Source organism: Dyadobacter sp. HNCC25DJ186, from assembly GCF_056895235.1.
Genome location: NZ_JBXHAS010000010.1, coordinates 44,011 through 59,443, shown reverse-complemented (window position 1 = coordinate 59,443; position 15,433 = coordinate 44,011). Strand labels below are relative to the sequence as shown.

14 protein-coding genes are annotated in these 15,433 nt (G+C 41.3%); 4 read left to right on the top strand and 10 right to left on the bottom strand.

Annotated features, from left to right (window positions below):
* Positions 1 to 467 precede the first annotated feature (467 nt).
* Positions 468 to 1,085, top strand: coding sequence for a peroxiredoxin family protein (locus AC1XUO_RS23690; protein ID WP_483332316.1), 618 nt, complete (start codon positions 468 to 470; stop codon positions 1,083 to 1,085).
* Positions 1,086 to 1,201: 116 nt separating this feature from the next.
* Positions 1,202 to 2,365, top strand: a complete 1,164-nt coding sequence (locus AC1XUO_RS23685) for a methionine aminotransferase (protein ID WP_483332315.1) — start codon at positions 1,202 to 1,204, stop codon at positions 2,363 to 2,365.
* Positions 2,366 to 2,459: 94 nt separating this feature from the next.
* Here AC1XUO_RS23685 and AC1XUO_RS23680 read toward each other — a convergent pair whose 3' ends face one another.
* A complete protein-coding gene (locus tag AC1XUO_RS23680; RefSeq protein WP_483332314.1) occupies positions 2,460 to 3,695 on the bottom strand; it encodes an ABC transporter permease in 1,236 nt (411 codons plus the stop codon).
* Positions 3,696 to 3,914: 219 nt separating this feature from the next.
* On the opposite strand from AC1XUO_RS23680, the gene nadE reads away from it, so the two are divergent.
* The gene (gene nadE, locus AC1XUO_RS23675) at positions 3,915 to 5,948 is read left to right on the top strand and encodes an NAD(+) synthase (protein WP_483332313.1); all 2,034 of its coding nucleotides are present in this window, start codon (positions 3,915 to 3,917) and stop codon (positions 5,946 to 5,948) included.
* A gap of 114 nt (positions 5,949 to 6,062) precedes the next feature.
* On the opposite strand, the gene AC1XUO_RS23670 is transcribed toward nadE, so the two are convergent.
* From AC1XUO_RS23670 to AC1XUO_RS23660, 3 genes are read right to left on the bottom strand one after another with little or no spacing between them, the layout of a single operon-like run.
* On the bottom strand, positions 6,063 to 7,856 hold the full coding sequence (locus AC1XUO_RS23670; protein WP_483332312.1) for an STN and carboxypeptidase regulatory-like domain-containing protein: 1,794 nt from the start codon (positions 7,854 to 7,856) through the stop codon (positions 6,063 to 6,065).
* Between the two features lie 42 nt (positions 7,857 to 7,898).
* Positions 7,899 to 8,942 carry a FecR family protein gene (locus AC1XUO_RS23665; RefSeq protein ID WP_483332311.1) on the bottom strand — a complete coding sequence of 348 codons (1,044 nt, stop codon included), beginning with the start codon at positions 8,940 to 8,942 and terminating at the stop codon, positions 7,899 to 7,901.
* 2 nt (positions 8,943 to 8,944) lie between these two features.
* On the bottom strand, positions 8,945 to 9,622 hold the full coding sequence (locus tag AC1XUO_RS23660; protein ID WP_483332310.1) for an RNA polymerase sigma-70 factor: 678 nt from the start codon (positions 9,620 to 9,622) through the stop codon (positions 8,945 to 8,947).
* Positions 9,623 to 9,768: 146 nt separating this feature from the next.
* On the opposite strand from AC1XUO_RS23660, the gene AC1XUO_RS23655 reads away from it, so the two are divergent.
* On the top strand, positions 9,769 to 10,485 hold the full coding sequence (locus AC1XUO_RS23655; protein WP_483332309.1) for a head GIN domain-containing protein: 717 nt from the start codon (positions 9,769 to 9,771) through the stop codon (positions 10,483 to 10,485).
* Here the strand turns inward: AC1XUO_RS23655 and AC1XUO_RS23650 are convergent, their stop codons facing one another.
* From AC1XUO_RS23650 to AC1XUO_RS23625, 6 genes are all read right to left on the bottom strand, one after another.
* Positions 10,486 to 11,187, bottom strand: a complete 702-nt coding sequence (locus AC1XUO_RS23650) for a M15 family metallopeptidase (RefSeq protein ID WP_483332308.1) — start codon at positions 11,185 to 11,187, stop codon at positions 10,486 to 10,488. It lies immediately after the preceding gene.
* Positions 11,188 to 11,244: 57 nt separating this feature from the next.
* The gene (locus AC1XUO_RS23645) at positions 11,245 to 12,270 is read right to left on the bottom strand and encodes a LiaF transmembrane domain-containing protein (RefSeq protein ID WP_483332307.1); all 1,026 of its coding nucleotides are present in this window, start codon (positions 12,268 to 12,270) and stop codon (positions 11,245 to 11,247) included.
* Between the two features lie 5 nt (positions 12,271 to 12,275).
* The gene (locus tag AC1XUO_RS23640) at positions 12,276 to 12,461 is read right to left on the bottom strand and encodes a LiaI-LiaF-like domain-containing protein (RefSeq protein ID WP_483332306.1); all 186 of its coding nucleotides are present in this window, start codon (positions 12,459 to 12,461) and stop codon (positions 12,276 to 12,278) included.
* A gap of 11 nt (positions 12,462 to 12,472) precedes the next feature.
* Positions 12,473 to 13,090 (bottom strand): PspC domain-containing protein, encoded by a 618-nt coding sequence (locus AC1XUO_RS23635; RefSeq protein WP_235150892.1) that lies wholly within the window; start codon positions 13,088 to 13,090, stop codon positions 12,473 to 12,475.
* A gap of 219 nt (positions 13,091 to 13,309) precedes the next feature.
* Entirely contained in the window at positions 13,310 to 13,933 is a 624-nt protein-coding gene (locus tag AC1XUO_RS23630) for a hypothetical protein (RefSeq protein WP_483332305.1), read from the bottom strand.
* Between the two features lie 332 nt (positions 13,934 to 14,265).
* The gene (locus tag AC1XUO_RS23625) at positions 14,266 to 15,417 is read right to left on the bottom strand and encodes an aldose epimerase family protein (protein ID WP_483332304.1); all 1,152 of its coding nucleotides are present in this window, start codon (positions 15,415 to 15,417) and stop codon (positions 14,266 to 14,268) included.
* Positions 15,418 to 15,433: the final 16 nt, after the last annotated feature.

Sequence of the window (15,433 nt, the reverse complement as noted above, 5' to 3'; positions counted from 1 at the left end):
GAAAAAACGATTGGATATTAATTTTATCTCCGTAGGAGTTTCCTGTTGGTGCTAATTAATTTGCAATACATATCCAAGGCGCTGGTAAGGAGTCTCTTATTTATTGGCTCATTCGATTTCTATAAACAGGGAGCTCTAACGAACTTTATTTGATACAGCAATTTTCTGGAACACGACCTTCTTTGAAATTCTTATGAATTGTTTGACCTGACCAACCAGCTCCATCGGAGCATCCTGTTTATAGAAAAAACGATTGGATATTAATTTTAACTCCGTAGGAGTTTCCTGTTACCGAGTAAGAAATATTTCGAAGCAAAAAACTTTTGATAACATAATTCATAAAACCAAACTGGATTTTCACTACGATTTTTTACTGCAAAATTATTACTCTATAAAATTTGTAGATTAAATAGATTAATCATATCTTTGTTCCGGAAACTCGAATAAACAACACAACCCTGGAGATTATGTATTACGAATTCGAAGATGAATTAGGAAATATTTCAACCATTCAGCTAAAAGAGCGGGAACAAGATGAGCTTGCGGAAGAACTATCTGTTGGCAATTTGGCACCTATGTTTTACCTGCGCTCAGAAGATGGCGTGCAGACAACCTCTGTATCAGGCTTTTCTGTCGCCAGCGATTCCAGGTCATTAATTGACTTATTGTCTTACAAACCCCTCGTTTTGAGTTTCTACTGTCCATGCTGGGGAAGTTACGCATCAAAACATTTGGCTGCGTTGCAGGAATTAGCGCCGAAAATCGAAGCTTTTGGTGGGCAACTTTTGGTATTGACAAATGAATCTTCAAAGCAGATCGAGCGTATAACTAAGAAACTGGAACTAGATTTCACGATTATTCATGACAAGGATTTCAATGTCGCGCGTTCTTACGGCGTGTATTCAGAAACTTCACCGATCTGGGACCGTATCGCCGGAATCTCTGAGGAAGTTTTTACACCCTCACTTTTTGTGATTGGTAACGACCGGAAAATTGCTTACACTTTCGTTGATGAGAACTTCGATGGAACGCCGGATCGTAAAGAATTACTGAAATCTATTTTTGACTGGAAAGTTAAAAAGTGAAATTAAACAAAATTTATAGCATGCCACACCGGCAGTATGGCTGTTTCAATTATATTTGAACAAGCCATGCTGCCGGTTCATTTTTATATTTAATTATCACTCCTTTCCGCTATAATATGCCTTCCGCAACATCTGCGATTCAGTCGAAATTACCCAAAGTTGGTACCACCATTTTTACCCACATGTCTAAACTTGCCGAGGATTACAAAGCAATAAATCTGGCACAGGGATTTCCGGAATTTGACTGTTCGCCAGACTTGCAGAAGCTGGTTGATAAATATATAAGACAAGGTAAAAATCAGTACGCGCCGATGGCGGGTATATTGTCATTAAGGGAGGCGATCTCTAGAAAAATATTCGAAGCAACTTCCACAGAATATCATCCGGTTAATGAAATTACCATCACCAGCGGGGCCACAGAAGCACTTTATGTAGCCATTTCAACGGTTGTAAATCCGGGTGACGAGGTTATCGTTTTTGAGCCTGCTTATGACAGTTATGTTCCTGCGATCGAAATGAATGGCGGAGTTCCGGTTTTTGTGACGCTGGATCCGCAGTATGAATACATTGATTGGGAAGTTGTAAGTTCGAAAATTACAGAAAAAACGAAGGCGATTATTATCAATACGCCGCATAATCCTACCGGAAAAGTATGGACTTCAACTGACCTGGAAAAACTGGATCTACTGGCGGAGCAACACGATCTTTTTGTGATCAGTGATGAAGTTTATGAACACATTATTTTCGACGGATTGCAGCATATCTCAGCAGTATCAATTCCGTCATTGGCTGCCAGGACGTTTCTTTGCGGTTCTTTTGGTAAAACTTTTCACACCACGGGCTGGAAAGTAGGTTATTGTCTGGCCCCGAAAGAGTTTACAGCTGAGTTCCGGAAAATTCATCAGTATATGGTTTTCAGTGTGATCACGCCATTCCAGTTCGCCATCGCAGAATTTCTGAAAGAGCCTGAGCATTATCTCAGTCTTTCGTCTTTTTACGAAACAAAGAGGAATATTTTTAATAACGCAATTAAGGATACCGGATTAAAACTAAAACCTTCGGAAGGAAGTTTTTTTCAGAACGTTTCGTATGAAAATTTATCTGATGAACATGATCTGGCATTGGCTGAAAGGCTTACCATAGAAGCAGGTGTGGCGTCAATTCCTATTTCTTCTTTCTACGACCAACCAACGGATTTCAGGGTTTTGCGTTTTTGCTTTGCAAAAAATAATGATACGTTATTGAGGGCTGGGGAGCTTTTGAATAAGGTTATCTGGTGATTTGGTAGGTTACACAGCGGTCTTGCGCAGCGTTTAATTATTCTCTGTGTACCTGTTTTTTTACTATCAATGGTCTGTGCAACTATTATAAAAATTACTTCTTAAATAACAGTGCCTTTATCGGCTGGATTCGGGTGATGATCAGGGTTGGGATCATCAGGATCAAGGCAGAAACAATGACCGTGATGATGTTTATCAGCAAAAATGTCGCCCAGTCGAACATGATCGGCACCGTATCCATATTGTAGTTGACGGGATCTAATGGAATCACTTTGAACTCATGCTGTATCCAGCAGAATGCCAGGCCTGTAATATTTCCAATCAATAAACCCTTGCGAACCATGTGCAGGCCAACCCGGAAAAATACCATTCGGATCTGTTTATTTGGACTTCCCAATGTCTTCAACAAGCCGATCAGCGGAGTCCTCTCCATGATCATGACCAACAAAATGGAGATCATATTGAAGCATGCGACGAAGAGAATCAGCGTCAAGAAAACAGCCGTATTTCTGTCCAGAAGAATCAGCCAGTCGAATAGCTGACGGAAGACATCCGTAACTTTTTGAAGGTAAACAGCGGGAGGTAATAATTTTTTCAAATGTAAAGAAACATTATCAAGCTGCTGAAAATCTTTCAGATAAACTTCATAAGTTCCGATCGAATCCGGTCCCCAGCCATTGAGCCGCTGTACAAGAGCAAGATCTCCGATGATAAGACGGTCATCAAACTCCTCCATTTGGGTATCATAAATTCCGGAAATTGTCAGTTTTCTTGGCCTTGGCGGATCCTGCAAAGAGTACATAATTACGTCATCACCAGTCTTTAATTTTAGCTGCGATGCAATTTTGCGGCTGATCAGAATTTCGGAAGAGTAACCATATTTCAATGAAGACGAATCCGTCTTGCCTATTAACCGGCCTTCAACAAGTGTGTTTTTAAACAAATTCCAGTCGTAATCTTTGCCAACGCCTTTCAGCAAAACACCTTTTATTTCATCAGGTGTCTTTAAAATTCCGGATTTATGAGCCACAGCCTGCCAGTGACTTATTTCAGGCATGTTCTTTAATTCGTCGGCAACAGGATTTTTGACGTTCATTGCACCTTCTTCGTAGGTATTTCCCAGCGCAAATGCTGTAATGTTGATATGCGCCCCGAAGAGAAAAACTTTTTTCTGGATCGTTTCTTTAAATCCGATCAGCACGGCAAATGACACGATTCCAACCGCCACGCCAATAGCAATACTGGCTACGCCAATACGTGAAACCGTTGCTGAAAAAGAGCCGGCTTCGTTATTCCGGATACGTTTGGCGACAAATGAGGGAAAACGCAAAGAAATTGACTGGTTAGATTTTACTATTAATTTGACAAAAGTAGCGAAAAACTTATCCGTGATGAAAGCGACTTTCCAAGTCGGATGATTTTAAACCTATATCATTGAAATGAAAAATTATAAAATTCAATTCTTCTCCTCATTTTTTTGTTAAGTTGCCAGGTAGTTTGTGATTAAGAGTTGACTATCTATGTCTACTAAAAACCGGATTTTTAAATTATGTCATTTATAAAAGTAGCTTCTGGGGTAGTTAATCAAACGCCTATGGCGTGGGATTCTAATACCAATCATATTTTGCTGGCGATTGAGGAGTCAAAAAAGCAGGATGTCAGTGTGCTTTGTCTGCCGGAACTCTGTGTTTCCGGATATGGCTGTGAGGATTATTTTTTTGCGCATGATCTCGTTGATCAGGCTCTGAAATGTCTTCATGAAATTGTTCAGGCCACTGCCGGAATTGTTGTCGCCGTTGGCTTGCCGGTTCGTCATAATAACAGTTTGTACAACGCTGCCTGCCTGATCGCAAACAAACAGATTATTGGATTTTACTGTAAACAAAATCTTGCAAACAACGGAATTCATTACGAAGCCAGGTGGTTTCGTCCCTGGCCCATTGGTTTGGTCGAGAGCATAGAAATCGATCAGATGTTGTATCCGATCGGGGATATTATTTTTGATTTATCAGGTATAAGAATCGGTTTTGAGATCTGCGAAGATGCCTGGGTTTCTAACCGCCCAGGCCGGAGACATTATGAGCGTGGAGTGGATGTCATTTTGAATCCAAGTGCAAGTCACTTTGCTTTTCATAAATTCCTGACCAGGGAAAGGCTGGTTCTGGATGGTTCAAGATCGTTTGGATGCAGCTATATTTATACCAACTTATTAGGAAATGAGGCTGGGAGAGCCATTTATGACGGTGATGCGATGATTGCTTCCAACGGCGAAATGCTGGTGACCAGCGATCGTTTCAGTTATGAAGATTATCTGATTATCACCGCGGTTATTGATACAGATAATACCCGTTTGAATCAATTACAAAATAAAATTTCTTCTGGTAACAAAGACAAAACCTGGCGGATCGCGGCTCGTTTTGATTTTCCGGATATCAGTCCTGTGCCGCAGCAAATTGCAGAACTGGAAGCTTTTGAAAAAGGCGGAGCGCTGAAAGAAGAGGAATTTGCCAGGGCTGTTTCACTTGGACTTTTTGATTATTTGAGGAAAAGCCGTTCCAATGGATTTACCATTTCTTTGTCGGGCGGAGCAGATTCCTGTGCCTGCACTGCACTTTGCGGATTAATGATACGGTTGGCTGATGAGAGTATTGGTATGCCACGTTTTAAAGAAAAACTTTCTTTTATTAAAGGTATTCAATCGGCTGAAACAGAGGAAGATATTGCTTTGGCCCTGATCCATAATATTTATCAGGGAACCGATAACAGCTCTGAGGATACGCTGGAATCCGCTCGTTCACTGGCGTTATCAATCGGTTCTACATTTTATAACATCAACATTAACGGTCTTGTTGAAACTTACAAAGGCCTGATTGAAGATCAGATTGGCAGAAAATTATCCTGGGATACGGATGATATTGCTCTACAGAATATTCAGGCGAGGGTTCGTGCCCCGGGTGTCTGGCTTTTGACAAATCTTTCCAATCATTTGCTTCTTGCAACTTCTAACCGTTCGGAGGTTGCGGTTGGTTATGCGACTATGGATGGTGATACTTCCGGCAGTATCAGCCCGTTGGCGGGAATCGACAAACATTATCTGCGTCAATGGCTTCGCTGGCTGGAAACGATTGGGTGTGAGGTTAAAGGAAAACATATTCGTATAGAAGGGTTGAAAAAAGTAAACTCGTTGCAGCCCACCGCTGAACTTCGTCCACTGGCATTAAACCAGACAGACGAAGCTGATCTGATGCCTTATGATTTCCTCGATGCATTGGAAAAGGTAGCGATCCGTGATAAGAAATCGCCTGTTGAATGTTTCAAAAATATGATCGTGCGTTATAAAGAAGTTTATTCAGACGAGCAGATTCTTGGCTGGACAGAAAGGTTTTTCAAACTTTGGAGCCGTAATCAGTGGAAAAGAGAGCGTTACGCGCCATCTTTCCATCTGGATGACCTAAATCTTGACCCACGTTCATGGTGCCGTTTCCCGATTCTCTCCGGTGGATTTGAGAAGGAGCTGGAAGAATTGAGAGACTACGCCGGAGGACGAATAGGAAGAAATAGCAGGGGGAGAATTGGTTTTTAGTTTGTTTTTCCACGCGAAGAAGGGAAGATAGACGCAGAGATCGCTAAGTATAATCTTTGCGATCTCTGCGTTTTTAACCGGCGTCCGCTTTTCTGCTCTCCGTGAAATCGAAATTTATAACTTATCTCGAAGTCTTATCGCTACCTGAAAACCTACCCAGGCATAATCTTTCTGAGTTTTATCCGGCTCCCCGCAAAGCCAGATTGTTGACAGAAAAGTCCGGTTGTCTTTGGCTGTTCCTTCATTATTCCCAGCCAGAAGGTTCATTGAAGGGCCAAAAGCGATTGATAATCTGTTACCAAGATTCCTTTCAATGGAAGTATTCAGTTTGAATAATCCGGCCGCAGAATTGCTGTTGAAATCCTTATTCATGGCAACCACGTTTAGAGTGATATCGGCATTCCACATCCATCCACGGCCAAGTCTGGCTGCTGTTCCAAATCCATAGCCAATGCTCCCAAGCGGTTTGTTATTAACCATGCCATTAAAGCCTACCGTGAAAATATTGTAAAATGCATTTACACCCGTTTTAAAAGATGTGTTAAAATAATTAAACTCATCAGTCGAAATTTCATAGCGGCGATATCCGTTTTTCCTGACATAACTTAAAAAGCCGATGGGCGCGGTGGAGGAGGAATCTGCGTAATTAAAGACGCTTAACTGATGTCCTTTTTTTACTGTTTTAGCAAAGTTATAGGCACCTGAAATTTGCCAGCCATTCAGGTCTCCCAATAAAACATTTCCAACACCGGCAAGCTGTACGCCTTTAAAATTTCCGGCAGTGAAATTTAGTAAAGTAGAATACTGGAATCCTTTGACATTGCCCATAACGACATTAAGTGCCGTAGCATACTGAAAACCAGTGACATTATGACCCACAACATTAGCAATTCCCGCAAGTTGCACGCCTTTTACATGCCCGCGATCAGCATTAAAGAATCCCCCAATTTCCAATATGTTTGTTCCCAAAGAATATCCGGCAAACACATTGAAAGAATAATCGTTCACAACGTTACCGCTTAGTTCACGGTTGGTACTCATGAAAGGCAGAATCGACGTTTGCACCGGGCGGTACAAAGTATCGGTGATATTGCGCGTATTGATTGCCTGTTTTGCAGAGGCAAAGGCCAGACTAAAATCTTTTCTTACACGCTGATAAGTTCCTCTTAATTTGCTCACAATCAGCAGTGTATCTTTTTCAATAATAGTATCTGGCAAGACATACGTCGTGGTGGTATACTCAATCTGAGGAATTTCTATTTTTGGATTGAAAGCCGATTCTGTACGGCTGGGAATATTTGGTTTTCTTGTCGACAAAACTTTGAGTGTATCGGGGTTCAGCGTTATCGGCAAATAGGTGTTTTTTCGATTAGCGATAATAATCGTTTTACCAACATATTGCTCTTTTCTTATTTCAAGCCGTACGGAAGTTGGCGCAGTCGGCAGCCGTATTTTGTAATAACCAAACTGATTGCTGATTGTTGAGGCAAGGGTAACGGGTTCATAAATACTGGCATTTGCCAATTTGTCTCCTGTGTTTTTATCAATAATATAACCATTCAGATTAAATTCCGAAGGTACATCATTTTCGACTTTTTGGTTTTTTTGAAGGATGATGTACCGGTGCCGTTGTTTAAAAACTACTTTTCCCTTAAACAGCTCATTTAATATTTCCCGTACAGTTTTGTTAGAAATATTAAGAGAAACACGGGCTTTGATCTCGATTACATCCGGACTGTAAGAGAAACTAAACCCAGCAAGATTCTCGATTTGCTGCAAAACTTCGTCGACAGGCTGATTGGTAACCCGTATGGAGATTTTTCTTTCCAACAATTCCTGTGCGAAGGAAGGTACAGAAATGAGAAAAATAAATAGAAACGAAAGGGAGAGCGGATAAAGTTTTTTCAAGAGAATCGGGTTGATTAATTCTTGGGAAGGGCAAATTTTTGATTATTGACAACTGTTGCCGTCGAGCCAATAGGTTTTGCCTTCTTTTCTCAGTTTTAAATCCAGCGTTTCCGCGATTACAGCAAGCGTTGTGTCCAAAGGTTCTTTCTGGAAACCTATGGTCAGGCGGCATTTCGAAAGATCCGTATTGGCCAGCCGGATATCCGCGTGATAACCTTCGTTCAGGGAATTAATAATTTCACCCAGTTTCGCTCCATTGAAATCAAACACATGCGTGCGATATCCCATAACATTTATGTCAGCACGCAAACTTCTCAACGTATCGTCCGCAACTTCTGCACTTTCTCCTTTTACCAGCTCAATTTTTTGATCGGCTTTGCTCACCCGTACTTTTCCGGTTTTTACATCAACCCGGACAAGTTCTTTTTTATATGCCTTAACGTTAAATGAAGTACCTAAAACCCGCACGTCCGTTCCGTTTGCGTCAATCACAAAGGGATGTGCAGCGTCAGGTTTTACATCAAAAAATCCTTCACCATTTAAGGAAACAGTGCGAAGATCTCCATGGAAATTTTCAGGATAACTTATTTTTGAATTATAATTCAGAAAAACTTTCGTTCCGTCAGGCAGTATGGCTTCGGTCGTATTGTTCGTGGTGGCAACTTCCAGTAATTCAACTTCACTAAATTGCGTCCTGAAAATATAGAAACCAAATGCCATCAGGGTCAACGATACAGCCGCTGCAATCCATAAGGTATACGGTTTTCGTTTTTCTAAGGGTAATTTCTTAATGCCAACTTCATTTTCTGCGTTGTCATTTGCAAATAACGGAGTTTTTTCGCCAGGCTTCTGAATGCTCATTTTTAGCCTCACTTTTTCCCAGGCTGCATCCGTGTCTACTTCTGAGCTCTTGTTTTTCAGAAGCGCGGATTTTTCCCAAAGCACTTCAAAAGCCGCTAACTCCTGCTCATTTTCGAGCGAAAAATTAAGCCAGTTTTGCACTTCGGATATTTCTTCCGCAGTGGCAGTGTCGGCCAGATATCTCGCTAACAGCTCATCCGATATGTTTTCATGAGAATTGTTCATGGTTACGACTGGAAAAACTGTTGGTGTAAAAAATAAAAAAGTATTAGCAGTGATGGCAGGTAATCCGCCAGTTCATTGCGTAAAATTTTAAGCGCCTTACCGATTTGATTCTCAACCGTTTTGATTGAAATGTTAAGTCGATCGGCTATTTCCTGGTATTTCAGTTCCTCAAAACGGCTCATCCGAAACGCTTTCTGACATTGTTCAGGCAGAAGGCGAACTGCCTTCTCTATTCTTTCGGCAAGCTCGTCCGCATGAATACTTTCTGTAACAGACTCATAAGACTGCGGTATATAATTTACAGCATATTCACGGTAAGCTTCTTTCACGGAAGCGTGTTTGAAGCGGTTCAGACAATGGTTATGAACGGCCCTGTAAAGATATGATTTTAAAGAAAGTGTAATTTCCAGATCTTCTCTCTTTTCCCAAATTGTAATAAATACCGTCTGGACAATTTCTTCTGCATCCTCCTCATCCTTCAACAACGAACTGGCGTAGTTGCACAGCCGCTGATAATAAAAACGAAAAGTCCGCTCGTAAGCAGCTTCGTCTCCTCGTCTTATCGCTTGTACAATTTCCGGATCGGTGGCCTGCACGGATTTTCGTTTTTGGTTTTCCGCCAAAAGTATATAATCTCCGCCGATTATAAAATTCCGATTACTAAGAGCGGTTGCTGCCACAGTTCAAGTTCATTTTTATTATGACAAGCGGAATGGACTTTCCCCCTACGCAAAAAAAATTTATTGTTGATAGGGGGAAAATAAAATTGAATTGTCCTGAAAAGGAAGACGGGACGTTCCCGATGTTAGCCAAAATAATATTAGCCATGAAAAAATTATTTCTTCCTTTGTTTGTCTACGCATTCACATTATTCAGCCTGCAATCCTGCGATTCGATCGATGAAGATTTGGAGCCACGAGGAATCGGCACACACGTTTTTGACATGGACAATTTCGATCATCTCGAAATGGGAAATGCTTTTCAGGTAAATGTCAAAGCCGGTAATTTTTTCTTAATCTCTGCTACGGGCGAACTAAATGATCTGGATGATCTTGAAATTTTTGTAGAGGACAAGGAGTTGATCGTGCGGTATAAAGAGCCCTGGAGAAATCGTCGTCGCAAAATGACGATTGACATCACAATGCCCTCGTTATCAGGCGTTGACTTTTCGGGAGCCGTTCAGGCAAACATTTCCGGTTTTGAAAATGCAAGAGAAATTGATTTCGAACTTTCCGGAGCTTCAAAATGTGATTTTGCCGGGTCTGTAAAAACAATTGAGCTGGATTTGTCCGGTGCTTCTCATTTGCACCTTATTGGCAGCGGTCAGTTTATCGATGGAGAATTGTCCGGAGCGTCGGAAATTAATGGATTTGATTATCAGTCGGAAGAGTCGGATATTAAGTTATCGGGAGCAAGTCAAGGGAAACTTTCAGTAACACGTTATCTGAAAGTTGACGTAAGCGGTGCCAGCAGTTTGCGGTATAAAGGTAATCCGGATGTTAACAAAAAGGTATCTGGCGGAAGTTCAGTAAAAAAAGCGTAACTATTTGATCATACCATATTTTGCCCTTGCCAGCTTTTTTGACATGCCGTCAAAATGCCACCATTCAGTTGTGTTTACGGTAAAACCAGATCGAACCATGGCCGTGCGCAAAATATTCCGGTTAGCAATTTGTTTCGTAGTGAGTTTACCCTGCCGAAGCATTTCCTGCTCGGAACGGGGATAGGCGAGGGGACCGAAGAAGTCATATTTGGTCCCCATATCTAATGGATTACCTTTTTCATCCACCACCGTCAAGTCGATCGCGCAGCCAAAATTATGGTTTGATCCAATTTTAGGATCAGCGACATACTGGGTTTTCTGGCGAGCCGGAATCTTCAAATCGTCAAGCGCATCCCACAATTTATACTGCGCAGTATTAGGACGGGCGGCGTCATAAACCAAAAGTTTGTAGCCAGGTTTTTCTTTTTTAAGCAGGTTGCTGGCTTTGGAAAGTCTTCTGGCAATTTCAGGCTGAAGATATGCGTGTGTCAGATCTCCGTAGACATTTTTTTTCATAAAATTATCAGGCGTTGCATACTTTAATTCTACCAGAATTTCAGGATTAACGCTTTGTATATCAACTAGTCCCTGATCCAATATTTTCTTTTCGGTAGCTGAAACATTCTTTTTGCCTTGTGCGCTTATCTGTTGTGAAATAAATAAACAGAAGATCAGCAGGCAAAACAATTTTATAAAACGCATACTTTAAAAATAAAAAAAACCTCCTTCCCGAACGCCGAAAAGGAGGAGAATAAGCTATTAGTATCTTTTGATCTTCACTTTTGACAGGCCACCTTCGAAATTAATATTAATTTTTCTGGTAGCTTTTTCAAATCCCGGCGAACGATAAAGATTGTCATTGATTTTTTCCAGATCGTCAAATGAGGTTAAGTTGAGTGCCCCTTCGAGAACAATTTCGCACCCTGCTGACTTTGGTATTTCGAGATCAATTGAAGCCACGCCGGCCTCAATTTTCACATCAGCGCGTTCGAGTTTATCACCCAGACGGATATTCATATCTGCTACGCCGGTACTAACTTTCAAAGATTCAACCTTATAATTACTTAGATCAAAATCACCTTTTCCGGCTCCTAATCCAAGATCAATGTTCCAGATTGGTTTTTCGTTTAGCTCGATCTCCGCCTTATTACTCAGTTCGCCCTTATTCAGTTTTACATTACCGTCCTCCATTTTTAAGTTGACCGTTGCTGTATTGGCCAATTTATTGATCGTCGTATTTGATAGAAAACCAAGAATGGATGAATGCGTATCTGCCTGAAAAAGCTTTTCTGTACTTCCTTTAAGGGTAAATGAACCCGCTCCGCCTTCCAGGTTGAAATTAGCTTTCTGGATAAAATCTTCCATCGCATATTCATAGGAATTATTTTTCAGCCTGCCATCGTCCTGTCTCTCGCTGTGTTCGCGTTCATAATCTTCGTCTTTATCCTCATCTTCCTCTTCATTATCCTGATCTTCATCCTGATCGTCATTATCACCATCATTCCAGTTAAAATTCCATTTATCGTTATGACGATCGAAAGCGCGATCCGTCCGGTGCGCTAATCCGCCAAAAACAGCAAATGCGATAAGTATCCCAACAAATGCTCTTGCCGGCGCATGTCTGTCGGTAACCAGAATCAGTAATCCCGCGAGGATAAGCAGCACTGGCCAGAAAGGCAGAATCGAATCCCAGTTAAAATAAAATAAATCCAGTTTGCGAAGAAGTGCAACAATACCAATCACAATAAGAATTCCACCCCAGAAAACGCCTTTTGAATTTTTCATAACGATTAAATATTAGAGTGGTTGGAAGAATCGGAGTTGATGTAGTTTTTGAGCAGAAGTAACGCACCGGCGATGATCAGCATGACAGGCCAGAAAAAGCCTCTGAAATCAAAACCTGTAAATTCCTCGATCAGGAAGAGGGAACCTGCGATGATGAGCAGAAGTCCCCAGAAAATACTTTTAAAATTCATGGCTGTTTTTGTTAATTCACTTTGATAATTTCATCGTCATCATCGGCTTTTTTTCCATTCGGATCTTCCGGAAAAGTATTTGGCGGTGTGGATTCCGTCGTTCCGAAAGGTGTATAAGGCTGTGGATCCGGCGTTGGTGTATATGGTTCCACCGGGTCTGTTGGCGGAGGCGTTGTTGGATACACTGTTGTATTTCCTTCCTGCTCCTTATCCCGCTGGCGAAGAATTAAAAATGCGCCAATCGTGATTAGTGCAATTGGCCAGAAGTATGGTTTGATCTCATACCAGAGTGGAAAGTCATCAATCAGCATAAAAATACCAAACAATACCAACGCACCACCCAGGATTTTTATAGTCTGATCGTTACGTTTTTTCTCTGCTTCCGGATCGTGTGGTTTGGAAGCGACAGTATCGAAATTATGGACGTCTGCCGATCCGGTTGGCAGTACTGCCCATAAAATGATGTACAGAATTCCTGTCCAGCCAAAACTTGGCGGTATTGGAAGGAATAACATGACGACGAATAAAACACGAACGATTACGACATCTATCTGTAAATATTGGGCAATACCGGAAGCAACTCCTCCAAATACGGCCTGATCGGGTATGCGGTGCAATTTCTTTTCCATTTCGTTGTTTACGTTTATGTTGTAATCAAAGGTAGTGGGTGATACAAGATACTGCAAGCTGGAAGTTTATTATCGGTTAGTAAACGTGTTAAAAGGTCATCTGGAATGATTTCCGATTTTTAAACTTATTTTAACTAACTAATAATAGCGAATTTGGCAGGAATTTTAGCTGAAATGGATTCTACAAAGCAAATACTTCAAGGTCAAGCGTTGATAAATTTATTCTTCTTCCAACGCTTCCAGAATATCCATCATACTTCCAAAATCTTTGTAACCAGGGCGAATCTCTTCACTTCCCCGTAATGCTATGCCGATCTCCGGAAATGTGTCGGTCAATTTATTTACGGCAACTTCGTCATCCAGTCCAAAACCGATCAGGATAGGATATTCTTTGGCAAGTTTTGTTAAAACATCCAGCCAGTCTTCGGTTAGTTTCAAATTTGCATCACTTTCGAGAAGGAAATAGGCGACCTCGTCTCCATAACGGCTCAGAATGGAATAGATATCATTTGCGTCATAGGTGTCGACGCTTACGCGCAGTATCAGCGGCAAACTTAATTCGCTTTGCAGATAAGTAAGCAGGCCTGGAGTTTCTACCTGTATGTAATGAACAGGATATTCGGCAAGTGATTTTAAAAGTTGTTCAGGGTCGCTCTGGCTCGACTCGGCGACGAGCTGAACGCCGGCAAGCCATGAGCAAATTTCTTCAAACTTTTTCGGTGATATATAATTCGGGGAATCTTGGTCTATAGAAAATCCCAGCATTTCAACACCCATACCAGCGCAATAACGGGCGTCGGACAGGTTGGTAACATTGCTGATTTTTACGGTTCTGGTAAGCATGTTGATGATATTTATTCAAAAGAAACTTTCCTGCAAAGATAATTCTTCAGCACGATTATCTTGTTAATAAATTACTTTTTGAAGTTTGGGTGAAAATATCGACGGCTAAAGCCTGGCTCACGCTTAGTCCTGGGCACCCAAGGTTGAAACCTTGGGTTAGTGATATTGCCGGAATTATTTTGGCGTAAGAAATTAACCCAAGGCTTCAGCCTTGGGTAGGAGCGAGCCAAAATCTTTTCGGCTTCAGCCATAGCCACATATCTCAAAGGTGTAAAACAAGAAAGCTGCCAGGAAATTTTTATCTCCGGCAGCTCCCCAATTATTTTCAACAACTACTTCACTGAAAACTTATACTCCGTAGAAGTCTTGTAAGTTTCTCCGGGTTTTAGCTCTGTGGAAGGAAATTGCGGCTGATTCGGTGAATCCGGATAATGTTCCGTTTCCAGGCAAAGTCCAAAACGCTTGCCATATGTGGCCCCCTTTCCAGTCAGCGTTCCATCCAGGAAATTTCCGGAGTAAAACTGAACCGCAGGTTCTGTCGTATAAACTTCCATAAAACGACCACTTTCAGGATCTTTAACCGTAGCAAAAAGTGATAAGCTTTTATCCGCGCCGCTTATTACCCAGCAATGATCATAACCACCGCCATTTTTGATCTGTTCATCAGCAACATCATTGATTCTTTTTCCGACAAGTGTAGGCTCGTTAAAATCAAACGGAGTTCCTTTTACAGCTCTTAATTTTCCGGTTGGAATCAAAGTTGCATTTACAGGAACCATACTATCCGATTTGATATAAACTTCATGATTCAAAATATCACGTTTGAATCCAGTCAAATTGAAATACGAGTGATTTGTCAAATTAATAACGGTGTTTTTATCGGTAGTCGCTTCATAATCAATACGAAGACCGTTTTCGTTTGACAGCGTATAAGTCACCTTAACATTTAAAGTTCCCGGATAACCTTCTTCGCCATCCTTACTAACATAAGTCAATTCGAGACCCACGACAGAATCCTTTTTGATTTCAGTCGCGTTCCAGAGCTTTTTGTTAAAGCCATTGATACCACCGTGCAAAGAATTTGGTCCGTTGTTAATGGGTAAGGAATAAGTTTTGCCGTCAAGCGTGAATTTTCCATTGGCGATGCGGTTTCCAAAGCGGCCAACGAGCGCTCCAAAAAATGGATTCTCGGCGATGTAAGGAGCAAGAGAGTCAAAACCCAATACTACATCCTCCCATTTTCCACTTTTGTCTTCTGCTGTTAATTCAGTAACAATACCACCATAATTGGTGATTTTTACCGTCATTCCGTTTGCATTTTTAAGGGTGTAAAGATCCGCTTTTGTGCCATCCGGCAGGTCTCCGAATACTTCTTTCGAAATCGTACTGGTCATTGTTTTACTTTCGTTTTCGTTTTTTGTTTTTGAGCAACTCATCAGGCCAATGCCAATCAGTGCAGCGAATATTAATGAACGTTTTTTCATAAAGGTATTTCCGGAA